Consider the following 24,666-nt stretch of genomic DNA (forward strand, 5'->3'; position numbering starts at 1 on the left):
GGTCAAGCGTGCGCTCCCTCGGCGCGCAGCGGGCGGGCGAGCAGTTCGCGCACGATTGCCTGCGCTTCGGCCCCTTCGAGCAGCCGCGCGACCGCATCGACAATCGGCATGGCGACGCCCTTTTGCGCGGCGAGGTCGCGCAGCACGGGCGCGGTGTGCGCGCCTTCGGCGACGGTGCGGCGGTCGGCCATCAGGCCCGCCGGGTCAGCGCCTTCGCCCAGCGCCATGCCCAGCGAAAAGTTGCGGCTGGAGGTCGACGAGCAGGTCAGCACCAGATCGCCGAGCCCGCACAGGCCGTTAAGCGTCTCGGGCCGCGCGCCTAGTGCCTCGCCGAAGCGCAGCATCTCGGCAAAGCCGCGGGTGATGATCGCGGCGCGGGCATTCTGCCCCAGCCGCAAGCCGTCGACCACGCCGCAGGCGATGGCGAGCACGTTCTTCACCGCGCCGCCTATCTCGGCACCCACCAGATCGTCCGAATAATAAGGCCGGAACGTATCGCGCGCGACGGCTGGGGCGAGCCGCTGCCATTGTTCCTCGCCGCCACCGCAGGCCAAGGTCACGGCGGTGGGCAGACCGGCGGCGACTTCGTGCGCGAAGGTGGGGCCGGAGAGGACCGCGATCTCGCTCTCGGGTGCGGCCTTGTGCGCGACCTCGTGCATCATCGCCCCCGTGCCCTGTTCGATGCCCTTCGAGCACAGGATCAGGTCACGCGGCAGGGCCGGCATCTGCGCCATGACGCTGGCGAGATGCTGCGCCGGGGTCACCAGCAGGACAATGTCGCAGGCCGACAGCTCAGCCATGTTGCCCGTCGCCCGGACCGATTCTGCAAGCTGGGCCGAGGGCAGGTAGGGCCCGTTGACGCGGGTGGTGTTGATCTCGTCGGCAAGGCCCTCTTCGCGCGCCCACAGCAGCACTGGCTCGCCGCTGCTGGCGAGCATCTGCGCGAGCGCGGTGCCCCAAGCGCCTGCGCCGATCACGCCGATGGTTCGGGTCATGCCTTTACTCCTGCGCCGCGTGCGGGTTCGGCTTCTGGATCAAGCGGCCAGCGCGGTCGTGCCACGAAATCGAGCGGATCGCCCGCATGGCCGAGCGCAAGGTGCTCCAGCCCAGCCCAGGCGATCATCGCCGCATTGTCGGTACACAGAGCCATAGGCGGCGCAATGAAGGGCAGGCCGCGTTGGTGTGCAAGCGATTCGAGCGCCGAGCGCACCACCGCGTTCGCCGCGACCCCGCCAGCGACCACCAGCGCGGTGACCTCTGGCATTTGCGCGAGGGCGCGGGTGAGCCGGTCGCGGATGCAGTCGACCGCTGCCTGCTGGAAGCTCGCAGCGATGTCGGCATCGGCATAGGCGCCGCTCTCGTGCGCGCGCAGAACGGCGCTCTTCAGCCCCGCGAAGGAGAAGTGCGGCTCCGGCTTGCCCATCAAGGGCCGGGGCAGGGGAACCGCCTGCGGATCGCCCGCCAGCGCGAGCCGCTCGAGCGCGGGGCCGCCCGGATAGCCAAGCCCGAGCACCTTGGCGCTCTTGTCGAAGGCTTCGCCCAGCGCGTCGTCAATCGTGGTGGCGAGGCGGCGGTATTGGCCCGGGCCGGACACTTCGAGGATCTGGCAATGCCCGCCCGACACCAGCAGCAGTGCATAGGGAAAGCGCAAGGAGGCATCGGCAAGGCGCGGCGACAGCGCATGGCCTTCGAGATGGTTGATTGCGATCAGCGGCTTGTCGCTCGCCATGGCCAGCGCCTTGGCCGAGACGAGCCCCACCATTACCCCGCCAATCAGGCCCGGCCCTGCGGTGGCGGCGATAGCGTCACAATCCGAGAGGCTTACCTTCGCTTCTTGCAGCACCTTCTCGATCAGCGGGGCGATCCGCTCGGCATGGGCACGCGCGGCGATCTCGGGCACCACGCCGCCATAGGGCGCGTGCTCTGCCTCCTGGCTGGCGATGGCCTGCGCGAGGATCACACGCTCGCTCGTGACCAGCGCGGCGGCGGTCTCGTCGCACGAACTCTCTATTCCGAGGACAACTTTGGCGGACTTGGCACTCATGGGCGGGTTCCACTGGACGCATTCACGCATTAGGGCAAGTCGGGCTTATGACCGAGACATTCAACAACGCCCCCATCCTGCGCCTGGGCACGCGCAATTCCCCGCTCGCCATGGCGCAGGCGCACGAAACCCGCGCCCGCCTGTGCGCTGCGCATGGGTGGGACGAAAGCATGATCGAACTGGTCCCCGTGGTGGCGAGCGGCGACAAGGTCCTCGACCGTCCGCTGGCCGAGATCGGGGGTAAGGCGCTGTGGACCAAGGAGCTGGACCAGTGGCTCTTCGAGGGCCGGATTGACGCCTCGATCCACTCTTTGAAGGATGTCGAGACCGTGCGGCCTGCCGAACTGGTGATCGCCGCCGTGCTCCCGCGCGCAGACAAGCGTGACCGTTTGGTGGGTGCAAAATCGCTGGCGGATCTTCCGGCAGGCGCGGTGATCGGCACCAGCGCGCCGCGCAGGGCCGCGCAGGCGCTCTCGCTGCGGCCAGATTGCACTGTGGTGACCTTTCGCGGCAATGTCGCCACCCGGCTCGGCAAGTTGCAGGCCGGCGAAGCCGATGTGACCTTCCTTGCCGCCGCCGGTTTGCTGCGGCTGGGGCAGGACGAGGTGGGGACGCCGCTTGATCCCGCCGCTTGGCTGCCCGCCCCGGCGCAAGGGGCGATTGCGCTCGAATGCCGGGCCGATGATGCGCAGACATGCAAGCTGATCGCCGCCATCGATCACGCGCCCAGCCGCGCCGAGGTGATGGCCGAGCGCGCCTTGCTCACCGGCTTGGGCGGCACCTGCCATTCGCCCATCGCCGTGCTCTGCGAGAGCCACGGCGACACCCTCACGATGCGCGTCATGCTGTTCAGCCCCGATGGTTCGGAGAAGATCGAGGACAGCGCGCAGTTCGCCGCCGGTGACCTCGAGGCCCCCGCACGGCTGGCCCGCGAGCTGCTCGCCAAGGCCTCGCCCGCGATTGCGGCGGTGTTCGACGGGGCCTCGTGAGCCTGATCGTCATCCGCCCCGAGCCCGGCGCCACCAGCACGGCGGCGGCGGCGCGCGAGCGCGGGCTTGATGTGGATGTCTTCCCTCTATCCGAGGCACGGCGGGTCGAATGGATCACGCCAGACCCCGAGGACTTCGACGCGCTGCTGATCGGTAGCGCCAATGTGTTCCGCCTTGGCGGTGCCTGGATGGAGACCTTTCGCAAGCTGCCGGTCCATGCTGTCGGCCAGACCACCGCCGAAGCCGCGCGCGCGGCAGGCTTTCGGGTGGACTTTGTGGGCGAGGGCGGCTTGCAGTCGATCCTCGATGCGCAGGCGGGCCAGGCAATGCGCTATCTTCGCCTGGGAGGGGCCGAGCGTGTGGCCGTCGAACCCGCTCCCGGCACGGTAATCGAAGCACGGACGGTCTATGAAATCGTGCACCTCCCCATGCCGCAAGCGCTGGCCGATATCTTGCGGAAAGGCGCAGCGCTCGTCCTGCTTCATTCGGCGGGCGCCGCGCGTCATTTTTCCGCCGAGTGCGAGCGCCTTGGCATTGCGCGCAGCGGCATAGGTCTTGCCTGCCTCGGCCCGCGCATTGCAGAGGCGGCGGGCGAGGGCTGGGCCAGCATCGCCAGCGCTCCACAGCCGGGCGACGCGGCATTGTTGGCCTTGGCCGCCAAATTGGTTTAACAGCTCGGCAAGACGAAATTCGGGGGCAAAGCAGCCGATTGCGAGGAAGGCTGCGCAAAGGAACCTATGGACTCAGTTTCCCATCAACAGGCCGATCAGGCGCAGCCGCGCGGAATCGGCCTGCGAACGCTCGTTATCGTTGTCCTGCTGGCCTTGCTGGCGGGCGCGGGCGCTGCCTACTATTTCCTGCGCGACGATGAGGTGGCCACCGAAGCCTCGCCCATTTTTTCGCTACGGCGCGAGGAAACCTCAGCACCCGCCACGCCTGAACCCAGCGCCAGCGCGAATGAAGAGGTCAATGTCGCCCAGGCGCGCCAAGCGGTCGAACGGGTCGAGCGGGTGGTCGAACAGCAGGGCGGGCTCGATGCGCGGGTGGCCGCGATGGAGCAGCGGCTGACCCGGCTCGATCTGCAATCGCAGGCGGCGGCGGGCAATGCCGCGCGGGCCGAAGGGCTGCTGATTGCCTTTGCCGCGCGCCGCGCGCTCGAACGCGGGGCGCCGCTCGGCTATCTCGAAGACCAGCTGCGGCTGCGCTTCGGCGACGCCCAGCCCAATGCGGTCGACACCGTGATCGAGGCCGGACGCAATCCGGTCACGCTCGACAGCCTTCTGGCTCGGCTCGATGCGCTATCGGAGACCATCACTGACAGTCCGAGCGACGAGGGGTTTGCCGACTGGCTGGGCCGCGAGATGTCAGAACTGTTCGTGGTCCGGCGCGAAGGCACCCCTTCGCCGACCTCCGAGCGGCGACTCGAACGGGCGCGGCTGTTTTTGCAAAGCGGGCGGGCCAATGCGGCGCTGGCCGAAGTGCGCAACCTGCCCAATGCGCAGAGCGCAAGCCGCTGGATTCGCGATGCCGAGCGTTACGCCAAGGCGCAGCAGGCGATTGAGCTACTAGAAACGACGGCGGTGCTCGACCGGCAGAACCTGCGCGACGGTTCGGGCACCCGGGTCACCGAAACGGCCGCGAACTAGGCTTTCAGCAGCTCGGGCAAGTCGCCGCTCATCCCGCGCGCCTCATCCATGAAGAAGCGCTTGAGCGGAGGCGTGCGCTGCACGGCGGCCATGCCGATCCGGCGAGCGAGGCTGGGCAGCTTGCCCGGAATGCCGAACAGCCGGGTGAGCGAATCGCAGGCAAAGGCGACCGAGAAAGAATCGAGCGCGCGCCACTTCTCGTAGCGCGCCAGCATCTGCGCCTCGCCCGGTTCGAGCCCGAGCCGCATGCCCTCGACAAGCACCTCGACCAGCGCGCCGACGTCGCGCAGGCCGAGGTTCAGGCCTTGGCCGGCAATCGGGTGAATGCCGTGTGCGGCGTCGCCCACCAGCGCCAGCCGCTCGCCAATGATGCGCGCGGTGTGCTGGAAGCCGAGCGGGTAGGACGAACGCGGCCCATCGGCCTCAATGGCGCCATAGACGCCGTGCATCTTGCCCAGCACCTCGCCGAGGAACGCCTTCTCGGGCAAGGCCAGCAGGCCATCGGCGTCCTTCTCGTTCACGCTCCAGACCATGGCGCTGCGGTGGCGGCCCTGTTCGTCGTCGGGCAGGGGCAGGAGCGCGAAGGGGCCGGCGGGGTAGAAGATTTCCCAGGCCACGCCCTCGTGCGGCTTTTCATGAAACAGCCCGGCAATGATCGCGCGGTGATGATAGTTCCAGTGCGCAAGGTTCAGCCCCGCCTCCTCGCGCGTGGGCGAGCGGCGGCCCTCGGCGGCGACCATTAGGCTCGCCTCAAGCACGGTGCCGTCGCCCAGCGTGGCGGAAACGCCATGCGCCCCGCGCTCGCGCTTCGTCACCTGGACCGGCGCGTGCCAGGCTATCAGGCTTTCCTCGCGCGCGGCCTGGAACAAGGCGAGGCGCAGGTCACGATTGCGATACATCAGGCCGAGCGAGCCATCTTCGGGTGCGGGTTCGAAATCGATCCGGCCCGGCTTCATCCCGTCGGTGACGGCGATGTTGGTGATCGCGCAGCCCAAGGGCTTAAGCGCGCCCGCAAGGCCGATGTTCGTGAACAGGTTCCAGCTCGCGGTGGAAATCGCCGAGGCGCGGCCGTCGAAGCCCTCCGCCGTCAGCTCGGCCGGGTCTGCCCGGTCGACCACGTGGCTGGAAATGCCCTTCTTCGCCGCAGCGAGGGCCAGCGTCATGCCAACGAGGCCGCCGCCGAGAATGAGTAGATCGCGCTTGTCCGCCATAGTGTCGTGCTCCTAAAGGTGCGCGCGTGATGCGTGCAAGTGAAATGGACCTTCGGCGGTGGATGGCAAGCCTGTTCTGGCTGCTGCTGGCCTGTTTTGCTGCGTTGCCCGCCGGAGCGCAAGAGAACAACATTGCGCTCGCCGCCTATGCCGACAAGGCGCCCGACCCGGGCGGCGAGGTCGACGTGGCGCTGGTCTTTACGCCTGCGCCGGGCTGGCATGGCTACTGGTCGAATCCGGGCGATGCGGGCGTCGGCCTGCAAATCGACTGGACCCTGCCCGAGGGCTGGCAGGCGGGCGAGCCCGAGTTCCCCGTGCCCGAGACCTTGGTGATCTCCGGCCTGATGAACCATGTCTACGAAAGCCCGCATGCGGTGATCGTGCCGCTGCGGGTGCCAGCCGGTGCCGATCTGGCGGAGGGGCCGGTGGTGAGCGCGAAGCTGGACTGGCTCGCCTGCACCGACCGCATCTGCGTGCCCGAGCATGGCGATATCCTGCTCGACTTTTCCGGCACAGCCGCGCTCGCACCCGAAGCCCGGTTTGAGCAATGGCGCGCCGAGCTGCCGCCGCTGATCGACCGGCACGCGATTTACGAAGTGGCGGGCGACGAACTGCGGCTCGCGATCCCGCTGCCCGCCGCGATGGAGCTGGGCGAGCCGCATGTGTTCATAGAGCAGCGGCAGATCGCTGCTGGCCAGTCGATCGCCTATGCCGCGCCGCAGACCTTTCGCCGCGCGGGCGACTTGTTGGTGGCGCAGGTGCCGCTCAAGGGAAGTGCTGCGGGCGATGCGGAGGCAGGGACGCTCGAAGGCATCCTGTCGTTCGGCAACGGCGGGCGCGGGGTGCGGTTCGTGGCCGAACCCGGCGCGGTGACGGGCCTCGATGCACCGGTGATCGCGGGTGCCGCGCGCGAGGTGCCTTCGCTGGTCTTCCTGATCGGTGCGGCGCTTTTGGGCGGGCTGATCCTCAACCTGATGCCCTGCGTGTTCCCGATCCTCAGCCTCAAGGCGCTGACGCTGGCCCGCGCGGGCGGCGACGAGCGTGCGGCTCGGTCCGAGGCGCTGGCCTATAGCGCCGGGGTGGTGTTCGCCTGCCTTGCGCTCGGCGGACTGATGCTCGCCTTGCGCGCGGGCAGCACGCAGGTGGGTTGGGCGTTCCAGTTGCAGGAGCCGGGCGTGGTCGTGGCGCTGCTGGTGCTGGCCGCGCTGTTGACCGCCAACTTCGCCGGACTGTTCGAGCTGCCGGGGCTGCCGATCCGGGGCGGCGGCAAGCCTGCTTCTGCTTTCGGCACGGGCCTGCTGGCGGCCTTCGTCGCGACACCGTGCACCGGGCCATTCATGGCGGCGGCGATGGGCGCGGCGCTGCTGCTGCCGGTGCCGCAGGCGCTGGGGCTGTTCGCCGCGTTGGGGCTGGGGCTGGCGCTGCCGTTCCTGCTGCTGGGTTTCGTGCCTTCGCTGCGGCGGATGCTGCCGAAGCCCGGTGCGTGGATGGAGCGTTTTCGCAAGCTGATGGCGATTCCGATGGGGCTGACCGCGCTGGCGCTGGTCTGGCTGAGCGTGCGGATCGGGGGTAAGCCGTTTGCCTTGCTCGCGCTGCTGCTGGTGGCGGGGCTGCTGATGGGGCTACTGGTGACGGGCCTGCTGCAACGCCGGGGTAAGCTCGCCTGGCCTGCCTTCGGCCTGATCGCTGCGCCGTTTCTGGTGTTCGCCGCCTTCGCGCTGCCCGCCGCCTACGACCCGGCCAGCGCTGGTGCGGAAGAGAGCATCCACGACCCGGTCGCTTTCGACGAGCTGGTGCTGATGGACACGGTGCAGTCGCAGGGCAAGCCGGTGTTTCTGTGGTTCACCGCCGACTGGTGCCTCACCTGCAAGGTCAACGAGCGCGTGGCGATCGAGCGTGACGAGGTCCGCAAGGCCTTTGAGGGGGGCGGGGTGGTGGCCATGCGCGGCGACTGGACGCAGGCCGATCCGGAGATCACCGCCTTTCTGGAGCAGCAGGGTGCGGCGGGGGTGCCGCTGTATCTGTGGTACGTTCCGAACCAGCAGCCCGAGAAGCTGCCGCAGGTGCTGACGCCCGAAATGCTGATCGAGCGGGCGAAGGCTCGATAGCTGCCGCTGAGCGCGGGTGCTTCGAGACAAGCCCTCAGCCTGCGGCTTCGGTCTTTCCTCAGCACGAACGGGAGGGTTGGCTAGTGGAGCGTTCCGGCTTTAAGACTTGTGCGTCGGTGGCCTTCCCGCGCGACCCCCAATCCGTTCGCCCTGAGGAGCCTGAAGCCGCAGGCTGAGGGCTTGTCTCGAAGGGCCAACGCGCCGCGCCTGAGTGCGCCGAGAACGAACGGGGGTCAGGCTTGCGGTTTGCCCGAGTCCTCACCGGGCGCGGGTTTCTCGACCGGCGCGCCGACTGTCTCACCACCCGCACGACACCATTCGACGAACTCGCCGGGAATACGGCTCGGCTGCATGGCGATGGCGCCCTTGCCGGGCAGGGTGGCGCGCATGTCGCCGGGGCCGATAAACAGGTCGAGCCCTTCGTCTGACGCGGGCAGGCTCGCTTCCCAGCGCCATTCGTTGTCTGTCACCACAGGCTCTGCGGGCAGGCGGCTCACGTGGCCATTGCCCATCACCGCGAACAATGCGCTTTGCCCCGGCATGGCGGGGGCATGACGGATGATCGCCATGGTGATCGGCTCGGCATCGAGGCGGCAATCGAGTGTGACCAGCGGCGGCTGGCCGGGGTTGGCGAAATGGATCGCATGGCCGCTTTCGGCGACGGTCCAGGTGGCGAACTGCGTTTCGGGCGATTCCAATACCAGCTCGCGCGGCGCCGCGGCGACGGCCTCGGCGAGGTCGGTGCCCTTGGTGTCGGTCGCGCCATTGGCCTCACTGCACGCAGCGAGAGGGAGGGCGAGGAGGAGGATCAGAAGGAGGCGCATATCAGGCAGCACGCGGGACAATGCGATCGAGCTCCCCGTTGAGGGCGCGCTTTGCCTCCCGCAGTTCACAGTCTGACTGCAAGCCAAGGAAGAAGCCTTCCGACATACGGAAATAGCGCGCCAGCCTGAGGTCAAGTTCGCCGTCAACCCGCTCGGTTCCTTCGATAATGGCGTGCAGGCGCGCCGGATCGACCGCGATGGCCTGGGCCAAGGCGGGGCAATCGAGGTCGAGCGGTTCCATGAATTCCGACGCCAGCAACTCGCCTGCGTGCGGAATGTGGAGCCAGTCGGCATTAGTGGTAGTCGACAATTTCGACACCGTGGGCTTCTCCATCTTTCCAGACGAAGCATATACGCCATTGCATGTTAATTGAAATGGAATGCTGCCCGGCCCGGTCATCTTTGAGGGCATGCAGGCGGTTGGATGGCGGGTTTTTGAGGTCGTCGAATGTTTTTGCACGGTTGAGCAGCGCGAGCTTGGCTAGAGCGCGCTGCTGGATGTCATCGGGCAACTTGCGGCTCCGCCGACCGGACCAGACGCGCTCGGTTTCCTTGTCGGCGAATGAGATGATCATGGCTGCCTCGTTTTTGCGTGCAGCCAATCATTGAGTGCATAAATTCTTTCGCCGCAACCTACCGGGGTGGATTATCCCCACAGAAAAAATAATAATATATTAATTTCAGTTATTTAAGAAAACCCTTGCTTGCGCTCATTTCCTTGTCGAAGTCCCGCATCACTTCCCCCACTTCTTCTTCTGCACCTTCCCATAGCGCGTCTTGCGCGTTCCCGGACGGCCCTCATTCGAACGCCCCACCATCGGCGCTTTCTTCTGATCGTCGGGCAAGCCCAGCTCGTCTGCCTCGAGCCGCCGGATTTCGTCGCGCAACCGCCCAGCCTCCTCGAACTCGAGGTTCGCTGCCGCGTCGCGCATCTTCTTTTCCAGCTCCTCGATATAGGCGCGCAGGTTGTGGCCCACGAGGTTATTGCGACCGTCCTCGGCCTCGATATCGACCGTCACTCCGTCCTTCGCCGCCGTATGCGCGACGATGTCGGCGATCTCGCGCTTGATCGTCTGCGGGGTGATCCCGTGCTCCTCGTTGTATTCGCGCTGCTTCTCGCGGCGGCGGTCGGTTTCCGCCATTGCGCGCGCCATCGAGCCGGTCACGCGGTCGGCATAGAGGATCACCTTGCCATCGACATTGCGCGCGGCGCGGCCGATGGTCTGGATCAGGCTCGTCTCGCTGCGCAGGAAACCCTCCTTGTCCGCATCGAGAATGCACACCAGACCGCACTCAGGGATATCAAGCCCTTCGCGCAGCAAGTTGATGCCGATCAGCACATCATAGACGCCCATGCGCAGGTCGCGGATCAGCTCGATCCGTTCGAGCGTCTCGACGTCCGAGTGCATGTAGCGCACGCGCACGCCCTGTTCGTGCATGAACTCGGTAAGGTCTTCGGCCATGCGCTTGGTCAGCGTGGTGACCAGCGTGCGGTAGCCCTTCGCCGCCACCGCCTTGGCCTCGGCGATGCAGTCCTGCACCTGATCCTCGGTCGGGCGGATTTCCACCGGCGGGTCGATCAGGCCGGTGGGGCGGATCACCTGTTCGGCGAACACACCGCCGGTCGCTTCCATCTCCCAGTTGCCGGGAGTGGCCGAGACGGCGACCGTCTGCGGGCGCATCGCGTCCCACTCGTTGAAGCGCAAGGGGCGGTTGTCGATGCAGCTCGGCAGGCGGAAGCCATATTCGGCCAGCGTCAGCTTGCGGCGGTGGTCGCCGCGCGCCATCGCGCCGACCTGCGGGATCGTCTGGTGGCTTTCGTCGACGAACAGCAGCGCGTTCTCGGGCAGGTATTCAAACAACGTCGGCGGCGGCTCACCCGGCAGGCGGCCGGTGAGGAAGCGGCTGTAGTTCTCGATCCCGGCGCATGAACCGGTTGCCGCGATCATCTCGAGATCGAAGTTGGTGCGCTGCTCAAGCCGCTGGGCTTCGAGCAATTTGCCCTCGGCGTTCAGCTCTTCCAGCCGGTGCGCCAGCTCGAACTTGATGGCCTCTGCGGCCTGCTTCATGGTCGGGCCGGGTGTCACATAGTGACTGTTGGCATAGACGCGCACCTTGTCGAGCGCCGCGCCCTTCTTGCCGGTGAGCGGGTCGAACTCCGCAATCTCTTCGATCTCGTCGCCGAAGAAGCTGATGCGCCAGGCAGTGTCTTCGAGGTGGCTGGGGTGCAATTCGAGATTGTCGCCCCGCACGCGAAAATTGCCGCGCGCGAAGGCGGCGTCGTTACGCTTGTATTGCAGGGCCACCAGCTTACGGATCAGCTCGCGCTGGTCGACGCTGTCGCCTTGCTTCAAGTCGAAGATCATGGCCGAATAGGTTTCGACCGAGCCGATGCCGTAAAGGCATGACACCGAAGCCACGATCAGCACATCGTCGCGTTCGAGCAGTGAGCGGGTGGCCGAGTGGCGCATCCGGTCGATCGCCTCGTTCACCGAGCTTTCCTTCTCGATGTAGGTATCCGAGCGCGGGACATAGGCCTCAGGCTGGTAGTAGTCGTAGTAGGAGACGAAGTACTCGACCGCGTTGTCGGGAAAGAAGCTCTTGAACTCGCCATAGAGCTGCGCGGCGAGGATCTTGTTCGGCGCCAGCACCAGGGCAGGGCGCTGCAAGGTCTCGATCACCTTGGCCATGGTGAAGGTTTTTCCCGAGCCGGTAACGCCGAGCAGCACTTGCGTCTGTTCGCCGTCCTCGGCGGCGGCCACCAGATCGGCAATCGCGGTCGGCTGATCGCCGGCGGGCTCGTAGTCAGACACCAGCTTGAAGGGCTTGCCGCCCGCCATCTTCTCGGGCCGGGCAGGCCTGTGGGGCACGAATGCGCCGGAGGTGTCGGGCTCTTCCAGCCCTCTGCGGATTACCAGTTCTGCCATCGCGCCGATATGGGACGTGCGCGGGTCTCGCGCAACGCTATCGAAAGAGCCGATTGGCAGTGCGGCAAGCGGCTGTTAGGCTCGCGGCGACTAGGGACCGTTTCGACGGGCCTGCCTTGTTGCGTCTTTGCGAAGGAACCCGCCAAATGAAAGCTCGCCTGATACTGCCTGCCGCCGCCGCGCTCGCGCTCACTGCCTGCGGCAGCTCGAACGACGAGGAGTTGCAGGACGAGGCGCTGTCGATGGATGACGTTGCCGGCTCAGGCGACCTCACGCTCGCCGCAGGGCAATACAGCTCGACGGTCGAACTGATTGAGTTCGACCTGCCCGGCCTGCCCGACGATATCAAGCAGTTCGCCGAACGACAGTTCGCCGAAGAGGGCGCAAACGAAACACTCTCGTGCGTCACCGAAGATGCCACGCCCGAGGAGTGGATCAGCGAGATGAACGAAAGCGATTGCACGATCTCCGATCTCGCGAAGAGCGGCAACAGCTTCACCGCCACGATGCAGTGTAACGATCCGCAAGGCATGAACGGCAAGGTCATGCTCAACGGGACCATGGAGGGCGACGAGGTGCAGATGGAAGCGCGGTTCGAGCAGGCGATTCCCGAAATGGGCGCAGCGAAAATGCATATGCGGGTGACCGGTACGCGCGTGGGCGATTGCAGCTGAGGCGGGATACTTTCTGCAACCCGCGCGTTTCTTTTTCCACTTGCAGAAAGGACACAAAGCGGGGGTGCATGTTTGAATTGCTGCCACGATCGCGGTTCCATCCGGCCAGGTTCGATCTGGGTCGGCTGCGCGACGTCGTGGTGGCTTCCTTCGATGCTGTCCGCAGGCGGCTGGCCCTGCTCACCGCGCCGCAGCCCAAGGGCGCGCATACTCCGCCGCTCAGGCTGCTACCCGGCGAGATTGCCTATTACGCCCGCTGGTTGGCAGGCAAGGCGTTCTATCCTTGCACCTTGCCGGAGAGCGACAGCCCCAAGGTGGTAATACTGCTTCCCGGCTTCGGGGCGGACGCGCGCCGGATGGCCCGCATGGCGCACGAGCTTGAACAGGCCGGGCACAAGGTGAAGCGCTGGAAGCTGGGCTATAACCTGGGCCCGAGCGAGGAGCGTTTCCGTCAGCTGTCCGACCGCATCGTCGAGGTGCATGAACGCTACGGCACGCCGGTTTATCTCGTTGGCTGGAGCCTGGGTGGGGTGTTCGCCCGCGAGATGGCCAAGCTGCATCCCGAACGCGTGGCCAAGGTCATCACCTTGGGCTCGCCGTTCAGCCACACGCCTTGGTCGAACCACCTCTGGCGGACCTATCAGGCTGTGACCGGCTACCCGGTCAACGATCCGCCGATTGCCTGCGATGTCCGGGCCAAGCCACCGGTCGAAACGGTGGCCTTGTGGAGCCCGTGCGATGCGGTGATCTCGCCGCGTGCGGCGCGCGGCCTGCCGGGCGAGCGCGACCGCGCGGTGTCGGTCCGCTGCACCCATCTGGGCTTTGCCGATTCAAACGAGGCGATTCTCGCCGTGGGGCGCGAACTTGCCTGAAGCAGAGAGTAAAAAAACTGTCGCGAGGGCACTTGGCGCGGGGCAAAGTTCCTGCCATGCTGCATCGCACAAAGGAGTTGCATGACCAGCGAAACCGGCTTTGACGAGATGCACGCACCCGACGGATCGGTGCGCCCGGCCTATGCCGGATATCAGGAGTGGCTCTCGCAGCAGGATGAACGCTGGATCCACTCGAAGAGCTTCGAGGCCGAGACGTTCTTCCGCAAAACCGGGATCACTTTCAACGTCTATGGCGAGGACGACGCCGAGGAACGGCTGATCCCCTTCGACATGGTGCCGCGCATAATCACCGGCGGCGAATGGCGGCGGCTATCGCGCGGGATCGAGCAGCGGGTGCGAGCGCTCAACGCCTTCATGCACGATCTCTACCATCGGCAGGAGATCATCCGCGCAGGGCGCTTGCCCGAGCGCCTGTTCCGCAACAACGATGCCTGGCTGCCGCAGATGGTCGGCTTCACCCCGCCGGGCGGGGTCTACACCCATATCGTCGGCATCGACCTGGTGCGGACGGGGCCCAACGATTTCATGGTGCTCGAAGACAATGCGCGCACGCCATCGGGCGTCTCGTACATGCTCGAAAACCGCGAGACGATGATGGCGATGTTCCCCGAGCTGTTCAGCCATGTCCCGGTGCGTCCGGTCTCGGACTATCCGTCGCGGCTGGCCGCCAGCCTTGCCGCCTGCGCGCCGCACGGGGCGGGGCCGAAACCCTCGATCGCGGTGCTCACCCCGGGCATCTACAATTCTGCCTATTTCGAGCACGCCTTCCTTGCCGACCAGATGGGCGCCGAACTGGTAGAGGGCAGCGACCTGCGCGTGGTCGATGGCAAGGTGCAGATGCGCACCACGGCGGGCTATCAGCCGGTCGACGTGATCTATCGCCGGGTCGACGACGATTTCCTCGACCCGCTGACCTTTAACCCGGATTCGGTGCTCGGCGTGCCGGGGATCATGGACGTCTATCGCGCCGGCAACGTGACGATCGCCAATGCGCCGGGCACGGGCGTGGCCGACGACAAGGCGATCTATTCGTTCATGCCCGAGATCGTCGAGTTCTACACTGGCGAGAAGCCGCTGCTGCCCAATGTCGAAACATGGCGCTGCGCCGATCCCGATGCGCTTTCCTATGTGCTCGACAATCTGGCTGAGCTGGTGGTCAAGGAAGTCCACGGCTCGGGCGGTTATGGTATGCTGATCGGCCCGACCTCCTCGAAGAAGGAGATCGCCGCCTTCCGCAAGAAGCTTGAAGCCAAGCCCGAGAATTACATCGCCCAGCCGACGCTGTCGCTGTCGACCTGTCCGATCCTCACGCGCAAGGGGCTGGCGCCGCGCCATGTCGACCTGCGCCCCTTCGTGCTGTGCTCGCCTTCGGGGGTCGACATCACGCCGGGCGGGCTGACCCGCGTGGCGCTGAAGAAGGGGTCGCTGGTGGTCAATTCGAGCCAGGGCGGCGGCACCAAGGACAGCTGGGTGCTGGACGACTGATGGCGAACAGAACGCATATCCTCGGCCGGACGGCCAACGCCACCTTCTGGATGTATCGCTATCTGGAGCGGGCGGAGAACACCGCGCGCCTGCTCGCGGCGGGCCAGCGCATGGCGCTCACCCGCGGGGCCGAGATGGCGAGCCAGGAATGGGCCTCGGTGCTCACCACGCTGGGCCTGAAGGACTCCTATCTCGCGCAGTATGACGAATATACCGGCTCGCACGTCTGCGATTTCGTGCTGCGGTCGAAGAACAATCCGGAAAGCGTGCTCTCGATGATGGAGCGGGCCCGGCTGAATGCGCGCATGTGCCGCTCGGCGATCACGGCAGAGGTCTGGGAATCGGTCAACGAGGGCTGGATGAGCCTGCGCGAGTTGCTTTCCAAGCAGGTGCGCTCGGCCAATCTGCACGAGGTGCTGATGGCGATCCGGCGCGAGAGTGCTGTCGTGCGCGGGGCCACCCACGGCTCGATGCTGCGCAACGAGATCTACAGCTTCGCCCGCGCCGGCACATTTCTCGAGCGGGCCGACAACACCGCGCGTATCCTCGACGTGAAGTACTACCTGCTGCTGCCGTCGCTGTCCTATGTCGGCACGCCGCTCGATGCGGGGCAGTGGGATAATGTGCTGCGCTCGCTTTCCGCCGAACGCGCCTATCGCTGGCTCAACGCGGGGCGCAGCGACATTCGCTCGATCGCGGATTTCCTGATCCTCGACGACCGGTTCCCGCGCAGTCTGATATTCTGCTATCATTCGATGCGCGAAAACCTGTTTCATCTCGCGCAGTTCCACGGCCGCGAGGGCAAGGCGCACGAGGCCATGCGCGACGCCGACATGAAGCTCAGCGAAATCACCGTGGAGACGATCTTCGAACAGGGCCTGCACGAGTTCCTGCTCGGTTTCATCGCCGATAACAACAAGCTCGCGGGCGCTATTGCGGAGGATTACCGCTTCATCGCCTGAGCCAGCGGAGCAAGCTACCATGCGACTAACGATCCGCCACACCACCCGTTACCGGTTCGCCCACGAGGTGGGCTATGCGATACAGCGCCTGCGGCTGACGCCGAAGGAAACGCAGGGGCAGAAGATCATCGACTGGCAGATGGTTTACGAGAACGCGCATGAGGAACTGGTCTACGACGATCAGAACCACAACCACGTGACACTGATCACGGTTGAGGAAGGCGCGCGCGAGGTCGTCGTCGGTTGTAGCGGCACCGTGGAGACGCAGGACCATGCTGGCGTGGTCGGGCATCATGCCGGGCACCTGCCACTGTGGTCGTTTCTCTCCTATACCGACCTGACGCGGCCCGGCCCGAAAATCCGTCAGCTCATCGCCAAGGTGGAGCGCAGCGAGGAGGGTATGGTCGATACCTTGCACAATCTTTCCGCCACCATTCTCGAAGCGGTCGAGTATCTGCCGGGCGAGACCAATTCGGGCACCACTGCCGAAGCCGCCGCCGCTGCGGGCAAGGGCGTGTGCCAGGACCACGCGCATATCTTCATCGCTGCCGCGCGCGCGATCGACATTCCGGCGCGCTATGTCAGCGGCTACCTTATGATGGATGACCGCATCGAGCAGGAGGCGACTCACGCCTGGGCCGAGGCATGGGTGCCTTCGCTCGGCTGGGTCGGGTTCGACGTATCGAACGGCATCAGCCCCGATCCGCGCTATGTCCGTGTCGCCACCGGACGCGACTATCGCGATGCCGCGCCGGTCACAGGGATCAGCTTCGACACCGTCACCGAGGACTTCCATGTCGAACTCGCGGTTGAACAGCGCAGCGTGGAGCAATAGAGGCGTGGGGACGAGGAACGCGGCCTGACCCGTAAATGGGCTGGCCGCCATAGGAAGATCGATCAATGACATATTGTGTTGGCATGGTGCTCGATAAGGGCCTGGTCCTGATGAGCGACACGCGCACCAACTCGGGCGTCGACAACATTTCGGTGTTTCGCAAGATGCAAAGCTGGTCGGTGCCGGGCGAGCGGATCATCTCGATCATGACCGCGGGCAATCTGGCCACGACCCAGGCGGTGATCTCGCAGCTGGAGGAACGCTCGAAAGCGCCGGAGGATCGGTCGAACAGCCTGCTCGAACTGCCCACCATGTTTCAGGTCGCGATTGAACTGGGCAATCTGCTGCGCGAAACGATTGGCGATACGCAGAAGCAGAACGGCGCGAACGGCGGAAGCCGGTTCACCGCCTCGCTCATCCTCGCGGGCCAGATCAAGGGCATGGAGCCGCGCCTGTTCATGATCTACCCCGAGGGCAATTTCATCGAAGCCAGCATCGACACCCCGTTCTTCCAGATCGGCGAGACCAAGTACGGCCGCCCGATCCTGCTGCGCGCCTACGAGCGCACGATGAGCTTCGAGGATGCGGTGAAGCTGCTGATGGTGAGCATGGACTCCACCCTCAAGGCGAACCTTTCGGTTGGCCTTCCGCTCGATCTGATGGTGATCGAGCGCGACGTGTTCGAGCCGCGGCACGAACGCCGTATCGAGGCGGGCGATCCCTACTTCGAGGAAATATCCTCGAGCTGGGGCGACGCGTTGAAAAGTGCGTTTCAGTCGCTGCCCGACTACGCGATGGATACGCCAAGCAAAATCCCTTGAATCAAGTCCTGATAGCCCTCGCCAAAGTGCTTAAGGGTTTGATGTAGGGAAGACCCACTAGTTAGCTCCACTTTGGGGGTAAATTAACCTTGATATGCCGCAGATTTTGGGGCGATGGCCGGCTCTATACTACTGATTCCGTAGCAATACGCAGTGCCTAGGGGAGTCCATAGGGGCTAGGTCTAGGGTCATGGAACACAGGATCACACTTCACATCGTTGGCGGGACAAGCCGCACACGGGCGGAACAGGCGCGGCTGGCCTTTTCGCAAGGGCACCACGCGGAGGTCTATTCGGACCTTCATGAGCTGTTCGACCGTCCGCCACGAACCGGGGCGATCATCGCCTGCGACGATGTGATGGCGGAAGGTGCTGCGGCGCTGCTTGAGAAGCTTGGTGAGCAAGGTATCTGGTTGCCGGTCGTCGCTGCCACCTCGAACCCCGGAGTGGAGCAGGTGGTCGAGGCGATTCAAGCGGGCACGATCGACTATCTGGAACTGCCGCTGACCTCGGCGGAGCTGGTGCGGCTGATCGCCCATCTCGAATCAGACGCAGGTCGCCATGCCGAGGCACGGCGTCGGCTGATCGACGCCCGCAGCCGGATCAAGAACCTATCCAGACGTGAACGAGAAGTGCTTGATTGGCTTTCCGAAGGCTGTTCGAACAAGGCGATTGCGCGCGAGTTGGAGATCAGCCCACGCACCGTCGAGATTCACCGCGCCAACATGATGGACAAGCTGGGCGCAGGCCATGCCGCGGAGGCGGTGCGGATGCGTCTCGATGCGGCATTGGACGTGCGGCAAAGCCATTCCGCAGGTGCAGATGAGGAAGGCGAGGGTAACGCTTTCGAGGGGGCGATCGGTATCCACCCTGAAAAGCGCTCTGCTCTTGGTCGCAGGCGTGGGGGCGCACGTGCCTAGAACAGGCCTAGCGACAGAAGCTTTTGCCTTCGGCCACGCCTTCGAGATGGAAATGGTTGCGGTGCGCGGAATTGTAATCCGGTCCTAGCACCGTTCCGAACCGGCGGCAGGCCGAACTCTGAACCACGCGCAGAAACTCGCGCTCGGCGGCGGAACCGCCGTTCCAGTCATCGAGCACCGACACGCGCCGCCCATCGGCCAGCACGAAGCCCGAAATGTCGATGGCCGAGGCCGTCGCATGGGCGCTGCGCCGCGAGGTTCCCGCCACGTTGCGGCAATTATAGCTGCCGTAGGTCTCGATCCGCACCAGCTTCGCACCGAGGATCTGGCGCGCAGCCCGGTCGACGCCGAAGCGCGCCCAGCCGGCGAAGGCCTGGCTGACCGGGCAGGTCACCGCGCCAAGGTTGCTGAGCGCAAGTTCGCCATCGTCGCTGCTCAGGGCGATCAGTTGCACCGTTCCGAGATTGGTGCAGCCGTTGCCGTCGTAACGGTCGGGAAGGGGGGAAAACCGTGCGCCGCTGCCACCCAGGTCGGCCATGCAGGCGCGGTCGGCAGAGCGCATGGGCGCGGCAATGGCGCGCGAGTCGGCGCTGCGTGGAGCGCTCGCCTGTCTGCCTGAGCGTTCCGGCACCAGCGAGCAGCCCGCCAGTGCGGAGGCCAGAATCAGCAGGGCAGCCAAGCTTCGCATAGGGCGCAATGTGCCGCAGACATGCTTAAGAGAACCTTGCCAGGATCAGAAAACTGCTCCTTTGGTCATCCGTAACCGGGCCATGGGCGGGCACAGGCCAGCGATCTGCGATTGACATTGGGCAGCGTGTCTTTAGGTGCGGCTCCGGGCCACGCGGTCCCAACGCCGCGCGAGCTCTCTGAAAGGAGAGAATACATGACTGTACAACCTACGCTCAAGCCTGAGCGCCCCTTCTTTTCATCCGGACCCACCTGCAAGCCACCCGGCTGGTCTGTCGACAAGCTCGACACCCGCTCGCTTGGTCGCTCGCACCGCGGCAAATACGCCAAGGGCCGGTTGAAATATGCCATCGACCTCACCCGTGAGCTGCTCGGCATTCCCGACGACTATCTGGTCGGCATCATGCCTGGCTCGGACACCGGCGCGCTGGAATGCGCGATGTGGACGATGCTCGGCGCGCGCCCGGCCACGATTGCGGCGTGGGAAAGCTTCGGCAACGTGTGGATTCAGGATGCAGCCAAGCAGCTCAAGCTGAAGGACCTGCAGATCCTCGACGCCGGTTACGGCGAAATTCCCGATCTGACGCAAGTCCCGCAGGACAACGACGTGGTGTTCACCTGGAACGGCACGACCTCGGGCGCGAAGATTCCGAACACCGACTGGCTCGCTCCGGGCCGCGAAGGTCTGGCCATCAACGATGCCACCAGCGCCGTCTTCGCGATGGAGATGGACTGGGCGAAGCTCGATGTGACAACTTACTCGTGGCAGAAGGTGCTGGGCGGTGAAGCGCAGCACGGCATGATGATCCTGTCGCCCAAGGCGGTGGAGCGGATCAACAGCTACGACCCCGAGTGGCCGTTGCCCAAGCTGTTCCGCATCAAGAAGAAGGGCGCCATCGACAAGGCGATCTTCGAAGGCGCAACGATCAACACCCCCTCGATGCTGGCGACCGAAGACTATATCGCCGCGCTTGAGTGGGTGAAGGAAATCGGCGGCCGTGAGGCGATGTTTGCCCGTGCCGACGCCAATGCCAAGATCGTCAAGGACTGGATCGAGGCGACCCCGTGGCTGCGCAACATGGTTGCCGACCCGGCGCAGCAGACCAACACCGGCGTGTGCATGGTCTTCCAGGGCGAGTGGATCGACAGCCTGTCCGATGAGGACAAGGCCGCGGTTCCCGGCAAGATCGCCAAGAAGCTCGAAGAGCTTGAGGTCGGCTTCGACTTCAACGGCTATCGCGATGCCCCTCCGGGCCTCAGGATCTGGTGTGGTGGTTCGCTTGAAAGCGAAGATATCGCGCGCCTGCTGCCGTGGATCGAGTGGGCTTACGAAGAGCTCAAGGCCGGCAACCTGTAAGAGGTTGGCAACAGGAGGTAACGCCATGGCGCGTCCACCCCTTCCGCCCTTCACCGCCGAAACCGCCGCGCAAAAAGCGCGGATGGCCGAGGACGCATGGAACGGGCGCGACCCTGCAAAGGTCGCGCTTGCCTATACGCCCGACAGCCGCTGGCGGAACCGCTCGGAATTCCTGTCCGGCCGCGATGCGATCGTCGCCTTCCTCACTGCCAAGTGGGAACGCGAGCTTGAGTATCGGCTGATCAAGGAAGTCTGGGCCTTTGAAGGCAACCGCATCGCCGCCCGTTTTGCCTATGAGTGGCACAACGCGACGGGTGACTGGTTCCGCTCCTACGGGAACGAGAACTGGCAGTTCGATGCCGAGGGGCTGATGGCCGTGCGCCTTGCCAGCATCAACGACGTGCCGATTTCGGAAGGCGAACGCCTGTTCCACTGGCCCCAGGGCCCGCGTCCGGCGGACCATCCCGGCCTTTCCGACCTCGGTCTTTAATCCCGATTGCGGCGCTGCCATGCGTCGTGCACCCGATATTTCCTGCGACAGGAGCACTATTGTGACCAAGCCCAAAGTCCTCATTTCCGACAAGATGGATCCCAACGCCGCCAAGATCTTCGAAGAGCGCGGCTGCGACGTCGATGTCATCACCGGCAAGACGCCCGAAGAGCTGAAGGCCATGATCGGTCAGTACGATGGCCTCGCGATCCGCAGCTCGACCAAGGTTACGCCTGAAATTCTCGCCGCCGCGACCAATCTCAAGGTGATCGGCCGCGCCGGTATCGGTGTCGACAACGTCGATATCCCGGCGGCAAGCGCGCAGGGCGTGGTGGTGATGAACACCCCGTTCGGCAATTCGATCACCACCGCCGAACACGCCGTCGCGCTGATGTTCGCCGTGGCCCGCCAGATCCCGGCTGCCAACGAGCGCACGCAAAAGGGCGAATGGCCGAAGAACGACTTCATGGGCGTCGAGCTGACCGGCAAGACGCTCGGCCTGATCGGAGCGGGCAACATCGGCTCGATCGTCGCCAGCCGCGCGCTGGGCCTGAAGATGAAGGTCGTCGCCTACGATCCGTTCCTGACGCCCGAGCGCGCCATCGAGATGGGCGTTGAGAAGGCCGACCTCGGCACCCTGCTCGAAAAGGCGGACTTCATCACGCTGCACACCCCGCTGACCGACGAGACCCGCAACATCCTCAGCCGCGAGCGGCTCGAGCAGTGCAAGAAGGGCGTGCGGATTGTGAACTGCGCGCGCGGCGGCCTGGTCGACGAAGCGGCGCTGAAGGACCTGCTCGACAGCGGCCACATTGCCGGTGCCGCGCTCGACGTGTTCGCCAAGGAACCCGCCAAGGAGCACCCGCTGTTCGGCACTCCGAACTTCATCTGCACCCCGCACCTCGGCGCCTCGACCACCGAAGCGCAGGTCAACGTGGCTCTGCAGGTGGCCGAACAGATGGCCGACTATCTCGTCAACGGCGGTGTCACCAACGCGCTCAACATGCCTTCGCTCAGCGCCGAGGAAGCGCCGAAGCTGCGCCCCTACATGGCGCTGGCCGAGAAGCTGGGTTCGTTGGTGAGCCAGCTCGCCCACGGCAACCTCACCGAAATCAGCATCGAGCGTTCGGGCGCTGCGGCCGACCTCAACGGCAAGCCGATCGAAGGCGCGGTGCTGGCGGGCTTCATGCGCCACTATTCGGACACGGTGAACATGGTCAACGCACCCTATCTCGCGAAAGAGCGCGGGTTGCAGGTACGTTCGGTCCGCTATGAGGGTGAGGGCGTTTACAGCACGCTGCTGCGCGTGACCGTGGCGACCAGTGCGGGCCCGCGTTCGGTGGCCGGCACGCTGTTCGCCGACAAGGGCGCGCGTCTGGTGGAGATATTCGGCATTGGCATCGAGGCCGATCTCGAAGGCCACATGCTCTATGTCGTCAACGAGGATGCGCCCGGCTTCATCGGCCGTGTCGGCTCGCTGATGGGTGAGCATGGCATCAACATCGGCACCTTCCACCTTGGTCGCCGCGAGACCGGCGGCGAAGCGGTCGTTCTGCTGAGCGTCGACGCGCCGATCCCGGCTGAGGTGATCGCTGCGGCGGAGAAACTGCAGGGCGTGAAGCTGGTGAAGGCGCTCAACTTCTAAGCCACACAGGTGCAACTGTCATCCCGGCCTAGTTTTCCTTCCGCCGGGATGACATTGTGGCTAGGGGGCCTTGCATGACCGACCGCACCACCGACCTCCTGCCCGAAGGCCTCGAAGACCGCCTGATCCAGAGCGCCTCTGCGGCCACGCGCATCGAGCGGGCCATTCTCGATACCCTCACCGCGCACGGATATGACCGCGTGCGCCCGCCGCTGATCGAGTTCGAACGCTCGCTCGCCGCGCGGATGGACGGGGTGAGCCGGAACCACATGTTCCGCTTTGTCGATCCCAAGAGCCTGCGCACGCTGGCCCTGCGCGGCGATATTACGGTGCAGGTCGGGCGCATCGCCGCCACCTCGCTCGTGAAAGCGCCGCGTCCGCTGCGGCTCGGCTATGCCGGGCAGGTGGTGAAGATCGCCGGAACCGCGCTCGAACCGCGCCGCGAGAACCTGCAACTGGGCGCCGAGCTGATCGGCACCGATTCGGTTTCCGCCGCCAGCGAGATCGTCGAACTGGCGATTGCCGCGCTCGAAGCTGCCGGGGCCACCGGTATCTCGGTCGATTTCACCATGCCCGACCTGATCGATGTGCTCGCCGATGGCCCGCTGCGGCTGGCCGACCGCGAGGCGGTGCGGCGCGAGCTGGACATGAAGGATGCAGGCGCGCTCACCGAAGCGGGCGGCGAGGCCTATCTGCCGCTGCTGTTCGCCACCGGCGCGCTGCCCGAGGCGCTGGCCGGGCTCGATGCGCTGAACAAGGGCGGCGTGCTCGACAGCCGGATCGAGGCGATCTCGCAGATCGCATCGCGGGTCGAGGGACGTGCACGCCTCACGCTCGACCCGACCGAGCGTCATGGCTTCGAGTATCAAAGCTGGTTCGGCTTCACGCTCTACGCGCAAGGCGTGCGCGGCGAGCTGGGGCGGGGCGGCACCTACCGCATCGGCGGCAGCGGCGAAGTGGCGACCGGGTTCTCGCTTTACCCCGAAGAGTTGGTCGATGCGGTGAAGGCGGACGAAGGCATCGGAGAGAAGGTGTTCCTGCCGCTCGGCCATGACGAGGCGGTTGCCGCTAAGCTGCGCGCCAAGGGTAAGCGGACCGTGGCTGCGTTGTCAGAGCAGGATGATCCCGCCAGACTTGGTTGTTCGCACCGGCTTGTAGGTAGCGAAGCCAAGCCGCTTTAATTGCCGAAGATTTCCTGTAACCAGTTGCGGGCGACTTCAGTTGGCCCGTAACCTGCGCGCCCGAACCAGCGGCTCAGCCGCATATGCGCGAGCGGGCTGGTGCCCGGGAATGCGTGACGCTCCACGCGCCCGCCGGAGCTGCTGAGTGCCTGTTCCAGCAGCCGCGCTTGCCTGCCCGTAAAGCCATTGGTTGTGTGCAGGATCAGGAAAGGAGGGACGCGCTCACCGCTCGCTTCGAACTGCGCGACCGGAGAGAGCGCGGCAAGGTCGGCACCGGCAAAGGCCGGATCGATAAAGCGCTTCCTGAGTTGGCCCGATCCCGTGCTCGGTTCGCCCGGATCATAGGCCGCGCCGTCGAGGGCGATCACGCCAGCCAGATCGCCCGGCGCAAGGCCATGCGCGCCGAGCAAGTTCGGATCGCTCGCCACCAGAGTGGCCAGGTGCGCCCCGGAGGAATGGCCCATCAGCACGATCTTGCGGCGGTCGGTGCCCAGGTCGTCGGCCTGCGCGAACAGCAAGGCGAGCCCCGCCGCCATGTCCTCGGCCATCGTCCGAACGGGTACCTCAGGCACCATGCGGAAGTTGAGCGCGGCGAAGTGCCAGCGCTCCTCATGCGCAAAAGGCACCTTCGCATCCTTCAGCCGCCGGGTCTTGTCGCCGAACTGCCAGGCCCCGCCATGGACGAACGCCAGCAGCGGGCGTTTGTCCGCCCCCGCTGAGTGTAGGTCCAGCGCCTGCAACGGATGCTCGCCGTAGGCCAGCGTGGCGGTCGGCTGGCGAAAGCGCGGGCCCGAGCGGTCTTCCGCCCTGCGGCCGTATCCCAGCAGGGCATTGGCGATGGTGCGCAAGCTCGGCATGGTGCGGGGGCTGCCCTTTGGTAGTGCCGGTGGCAAGGCCAATCTGAACGCAGTGCGCTTTCCTACAGGGCGACGAGCGGCTAACCTCTCATGGTTGCGCGCGCGGCGATC

24 protein-coding genes are annotated in these 24,666 nt (G+C 65.5%); 15 read left to right on the forward strand and 9 right to left on the reverse strand.

Going from position 1 to position 24,666, the window contains the following annotated elements; all coding sequences use genetic code 11:
* Positions 1-2: 2 nt before the first annotated feature.
* Both ABDJ38_RS00890 and tsaD read right to left on the reverse strand, forming a co-directional pair.
* A complete protein-coding gene (locus ABDJ38_RS00890; protein ID WP_346783188.1) occupies positions 3-995 on the reverse strand; it encodes an NAD(P)H-dependent glycerol-3-phosphate dehydrogenase in 993 nt (330 codons plus the stop codon).
* On the reverse strand, positions 992-2,074 hold the full coding sequence (gene tsaD / locus ABDJ38_RS00895; protein WP_429770840.1) for a tRNA (adenosine(37)-N6)-threonylcarbamoyltransferase complex transferase subunit TsaD: 1,083 nt from the start codon (positions 2,072-2,074) through the stop codon (positions 992-994). The genes ABDJ38_RS00890 and tsaD overlap by 4 nt, the downstream gene beginning before the upstream one ends.
* 17 nt (positions 2,075-2,091) lie before the next feature.
* Here tsaD and hemC point away from each other — a divergent pair, with 17 nt between their 5' ends.
* The 3 genes from hemC (at position 2,092) to ABDJ38_RS00910 (ending at position 4,679) form a co-directional block, all read left to right on the forward strand.
* Positions 2,092-3,033 (forward strand): hydroxymethylbilane synthase, encoded by a 942-nt coding sequence (gene hemC, locus ABDJ38_RS00900; RefSeq protein WP_346783190.1) that lies wholly within the window; start codon positions 2,092-2,094, stop codon positions 3,031-3,033.
* Positions 3,030-3,704, forward strand: a complete 675-nt coding sequence (locus tag ABDJ38_RS00905; RefSeq protein ID WP_346783191.1) for a uroporphyrinogen-III synthase — start codon at positions 3,030-3,032, stop codon at positions 3,702-3,704. The genes hemC and ABDJ38_RS00905 overlap by 4 nt, the downstream gene beginning before the upstream one ends.
* Before the next feature lie 66 nt (positions 3,705-3,770).
* Positions 3,771-4,679 (forward strand): hypothetical protein, encoded by a 909-nt coding sequence (locus ABDJ38_RS00910; RefSeq protein ID WP_346783192.1) that lies wholly within the window; start codon positions 3,771-3,773, stop codon positions 4,677-4,679.
* On the opposite strand, the gene ABDJ38_RS00915 is transcribed toward ABDJ38_RS00910, so the two are convergent.
* The gene (locus ABDJ38_RS00915; RefSeq protein ID WP_346783193.1) at positions 4,676-5,890 is read right to left on the reverse strand and encodes an FAD-dependent monooxygenase; all 1,215 of its coding nucleotides are present in this window, start codon (positions 5,888-5,890) and stop codon (positions 4,676-4,678) included. The two genes, ABDJ38_RS00910 and ABDJ38_RS00915, sit on opposite strands and share 4 nt — an antisense overlap.
* A 62-nt stretch (positions 5,891-5,952) precedes the next feature.
* On the opposite strand from ABDJ38_RS00915, the gene ABDJ38_RS00920 reads away from it, so the two are divergent.
* Positions 5,953-7,998 (forward strand): protein-disulfide reductase DsbD family protein, encoded by a 2,046-nt coding sequence (locus tag ABDJ38_RS00920; protein WP_346783194.1) that lies wholly within the window; start codon positions 5,953-5,955, stop codon positions 7,996-7,998.
* A gap of 233 nt (positions 7,999-8,231) precedes the next feature.
* Here the strand turns inward: ABDJ38_RS00920 and ABDJ38_RS00925 are convergent, their stop codons facing one another.
* The 4 genes from ABDJ38_RS00925 to uvrB all read right to left on the reverse strand — a co-directional run bounded on the left by ABDJ38_RS00925 (position 8,232) and on the right by uvrB (position 11,749).
* The gene (locus ABDJ38_RS00925; RefSeq protein ID WP_346783195.1) at positions 8,232-8,822 is read right to left on the reverse strand and encodes a hypothetical protein; all 591 of its coding nucleotides are present in this window, start codon (positions 8,820-8,822) and stop codon (positions 8,232-8,234) included.
* Between the two features lies 1 nt (position 8,823).
* The gene (locus tag ABDJ38_RS00930) at positions 8,824-9,141 is read right to left on the reverse strand and encodes a HigA family addiction module antitoxin (RefSeq protein ID WP_346783197.1); all 318 of its coding nucleotides are present in this window, start codon (positions 9,139-9,141) and stop codon (positions 8,824-8,826) included.
* A complete protein-coding gene (locus ABDJ38_RS00935) occupies positions 9,116-9,397 on the reverse strand; it encodes a type II toxin-antitoxin system RelE/ParE family toxin (protein ID WP_346783198.1) in 282 nt (93 codons plus the stop codon). The genes ABDJ38_RS00930 and ABDJ38_RS00935 overlap by 26 nt, the downstream gene beginning before the upstream one ends.
* A gap of 159 nt (positions 9,398-9,556) precedes the next feature.
* Positions 9,557-11,749 (reverse strand): excinuclease ABC subunit UvrB, encoded by a 2,193-nt coding sequence (gene uvrB, locus ABDJ38_RS00940; RefSeq protein ID WP_346783199.1) that lies wholly within the window; start codon positions 11,747-11,749, stop codon positions 9,557-9,559.
* A 146-nt stretch (positions 11,750-11,895) separates the two neighbouring features.
* Here uvrB and ABDJ38_RS00945 point away from each other — a divergent pair, with 146 nt between their 5' ends.
* The 7 genes from ABDJ38_RS00945 to ABDJ38_RS00975 all read left to right on the forward strand — a co-directional run bounded on the left by ABDJ38_RS00945 (position 11,896) and on the right by ABDJ38_RS00975 (position 18,338).
* Complete coding sequence (locus ABDJ38_RS00945) at positions 11,896-12,423, forward strand: DUF3617 domain-containing protein (RefSeq protein ID WP_346783200.1); 528 nt, start codon at positions 11,896-11,898, stop codon at positions 12,421-12,423.
* Positions 12,424-12,491: 68 nt separating this feature from the next.
* A complete protein-coding gene (locus tag ABDJ38_RS00950) occupies positions 12,492-13,295 on the forward strand; it encodes an esterase/lipase family protein (RefSeq protein ID WP_346783201.1) in 804 nt (267 codons plus the stop codon).
* An 81-nt stretch (positions 13,296-13,376) separates the two neighbouring features.
* Positions 13,377-14,801, forward strand: a complete 1,425-nt coding sequence (locus tag ABDJ38_RS00955) for a circularly permuted type 2 ATP-grasp protein (RefSeq protein WP_346783202.1) — start codon at positions 13,377-13,379, stop codon at positions 14,799-14,801.
* Between the two features lie 17 nt (positions 14,802-14,818).
* A complete protein-coding gene (locus ABDJ38_RS00960; RefSeq protein ID WP_346783900.1) occupies positions 14,819-15,763 on the forward strand; it encodes an alpha-E domain-containing protein in 945 nt (314 codons plus the stop codon).
* A 19-nt stretch (positions 15,764-15,782) separates the two neighbouring features.
* Entirely contained in the window at positions 15,783-16,598 is an 816-nt protein-coding gene (locus tag ABDJ38_RS00965; RefSeq protein WP_346783203.1) for a transglutaminase family protein, read from the forward strand.
* 65 nt (positions 16,599-16,663) lie between these two features.
* The gene (locus ABDJ38_RS00970; protein WP_346783204.1) at positions 16,664-17,419 is read left to right on the forward strand and encodes a proteasome-type protease; all 756 of its coding nucleotides are present in this window, start codon (positions 16,664-16,666) and stop codon (positions 17,417-17,419) included.
* Between the two features lie 190 nt (positions 17,420-17,609).
* Positions 17,610-18,338 carry a response regulator transcription factor gene (locus ABDJ38_RS00975; protein WP_346783205.1) on the forward strand — a complete coding sequence of 243 codons (729 nt, stop codon included), beginning with the start codon at positions 17,610-17,612 and terminating at the stop codon, positions 18,336-18,338.
* A 7-nt stretch (positions 18,339-18,345) separates the two neighbouring features.
* Here the strand turns inward: ABDJ38_RS00975 and ABDJ38_RS00980 are convergent, their stop codons facing one another.
* Complete coding sequence (locus tag ABDJ38_RS00980) at positions 18,346-19,026, reverse strand: extensin family protein (RefSeq protein ID WP_346783206.1); 681 nt, start codon at positions 19,024-19,026, stop codon at positions 18,346-18,348.
* A gap of 195 nt (positions 19,027-19,221) precedes the next feature.
* Here ABDJ38_RS00980 and ABDJ38_RS00985 point away from each other — a divergent pair, with 195 nt between their 5' ends.
* The 4 genes from ABDJ38_RS00985 to ABDJ38_RS01000 all read left to right on the forward strand — a co-directional run bounded on the left by ABDJ38_RS00985 (position 19,222) and on the right by ABDJ38_RS01000 (position 23,698).
* Positions 19,222-20,382: a phosphoserine transaminase gene (locus tag ABDJ38_RS00985; RefSeq protein ID WP_346783207.1), complete on the forward strand. Its 1,161-nt coding sequence runs from the start codon at positions 19,222-19,224 to the stop codon at positions 20,380-20,382.
* Between the two features lie 25 nt (positions 20,383-20,407).
* Entirely contained in the window at positions 20,408-20,872 is a 465-nt protein-coding gene (locus tag ABDJ38_RS00990; protein WP_346783208.1) for a nuclear transport factor 2 family protein, read from the forward strand.
* 61 nt (positions 20,873-20,933) lie between these two features.
* Entirely contained in the window at positions 20,934-22,517 is a 1,584-nt protein-coding gene (gene serA / locus ABDJ38_RS00995; RefSeq protein ID WP_346783209.1) for a phosphoglycerate dehydrogenase, read from the forward strand.
* A 74-nt stretch (positions 22,518-22,591) separates the two neighbouring features.
* Complete coding sequence (locus tag ABDJ38_RS01000) at positions 22,592-23,698, forward strand: ATP phosphoribosyltransferase regulatory subunit (protein ID WP_346783210.1); 1,107 nt, start codon at positions 22,592-22,594, stop codon at positions 23,696-23,698.
* Here the strand turns inward: ABDJ38_RS01000 and ABDJ38_RS01005 are convergent.
* The gene (locus ABDJ38_RS01005; protein ID WP_346783211.1) at positions 23,695-24,555 is read right to left on the reverse strand and encodes an alpha/beta hydrolase; all 861 of its coding nucleotides are present in this window, start codon (positions 24,553-24,555) and stop codon (positions 23,695-23,697) included. The two genes, ABDJ38_RS01000 and ABDJ38_RS01005, sit on opposite strands and share 4 nt — an antisense overlap.
* Positions 24,556-24,666: the final 111 nt, after the last annotated feature.

Source organism: Aurantiacibacter flavus (genome assembly GCF_039710615.1).
Lineage (GTDB): Bacteria > Pseudomonadota > Alphaproteobacteria > Sphingomonadales > Sphingomonadaceae > Alteraurantiacibacter > Alteraurantiacibacter flavus.

What these genes read in the sequence shown, in the direction of transcription:
- ABDJ38_RS00950 (WP_346783201.1), top strand. Translation starts at nt 12,492, where the DNA reads ATGTTTGAATTGCTGCCACGATCGCGGTTCCATCCGGCCAGGTTCGAT.
- ABDJ38_RS01000 (WP_346783210.1), top strand. Translation starts at nt 22,592, where the DNA reads ATGACCGACCGCACCACCGACCTCCTGCCCGAAGGCCTCGAAGACCGC.
- tsaD (WP_429770840.1), bottom strand. Translation starts at nt 2,074, where the DNA reads ATGCGTGAATGCGTCCAGTGGAACCCGCCCATGAGTGCCAAGTCCGCC.
- ABDJ38_RS00910 (WP_346783192.1), top strand. Translation starts at nt 3,771, where the DNA reads ATGGACTCAGTTTCCCATCAACAGGCCGATCAGGCGCAGCCGCGCGGA.
- ABDJ38_RS00920 (WP_346783194.1), top strand. Translation starts at nt 5,953, where the DNA reads ATGGCAAGCCTGTTCTGGCTGCTGCTGGCCTGTTTTGCTGCGTTGCCC.
- ABDJ38_RS00925 (WP_346783195.1), bottom strand. Translation starts at nt 8,822, where the DNA reads ATGCGCCTCCTTCTGATCCTCCTCCTCGCCCTCCCTCTCGCTGCGTGC.
- ABDJ38_RS00915 (WP_346783193.1), bottom strand. Translation starts at nt 5,890, where the DNA reads ATGGCGGACAAGCGCGATCTACTCATTCTCGGCGGCGGCCTCGTTGGC.
- ABDJ38_RS00990 (WP_346783208.1), top strand. Translation starts at nt 20,408, where the DNA reads ATGGCGCGTCCACCCCTTCCGCCCTTCACCGCCGAAACCGCCGCGCAA.
- ABDJ38_RS01005 (WP_346783211.1), bottom strand. Translation starts at nt 24,555, where the DNA reads ATGCCGAGCTTGCGCACCATCGCCAATGCCCTGCTGGGATACGGCCGC.
- ABDJ38_RS00890 (WP_346783188.1), bottom strand. Translation starts at nt 995, where the DNA reads ATGACCCGAACCATCGGCGTGATCGGCGCAGGCGCTTGGGGCACCGCG.
- uvrB (WP_346783199.1), bottom strand. Translation starts at nt 11,749, where the DNA reads ATGGCAGAACTGGTAATCCGCAGAGGGCTGGAAGAGCCCGACACCTCC.
- ABDJ38_RS00965 (WP_346783203.1), top strand. Translation starts at nt 15,783, where the DNA reads ATGCGACTAACGATCCGCCACACCACCCGTTACCGGTTCGCCCACGAG.
- ABDJ38_RS00945 (WP_346783200.1), top strand. Translation starts at nt 11,896, where the DNA reads ATGAAAGCTCGCCTGATACTGCCTGCCGCCGCCGCGCTCGCGCTCACT.
- ABDJ38_RS00985 (WP_346783207.1), top strand. Translation starts at nt 19,222, where the DNA reads ATGACTGTACAACCTACGCTCAAGCCTGAGCGCCCCTTCTTTTCATCC.
- ABDJ38_RS00975 (WP_346783205.1), top strand. Translation starts at nt 17,610, where the DNA reads ATGGAACACAGGATCACACTTCACATCGTTGGCGGGACAAGCCGCACA.
- ABDJ38_RS00980 (WP_346783206.1), bottom strand. Translation starts at nt 19,026, where the DNA reads ATGCGAAGCTTGGCTGCCCTGCTGATTCTGGCCTCCGCACTGGCGGGC.
- ABDJ38_RS00935 (WP_346783198.1), bottom strand. Translation starts at nt 9,397, where the DNA reads ATGATCATCTCATTCGCCGACAAGGAAACCGAGCGCGTCTGGTCCGGT.
- ABDJ38_RS00955 (WP_346783202.1), top strand. Translation starts at nt 13,377, where the DNA reads ATGACCAGCGAAACCGGCTTTGACGAGATGCACGCACCCGACGGATCG.
- ABDJ38_RS00970 (WP_346783204.1), top strand. Translation starts at nt 16,664, where the DNA reads ATGACATATTGTGTTGGCATGGTGCTCGATAAGGGCCTGGTCCTGATG.
- hemC (WP_346783190.1), top strand. Translation starts at nt 2,092, where the DNA reads ATGACCGAGACATTCAACAACGCCCCCATCCTGCGCCTGGGCACGCGC.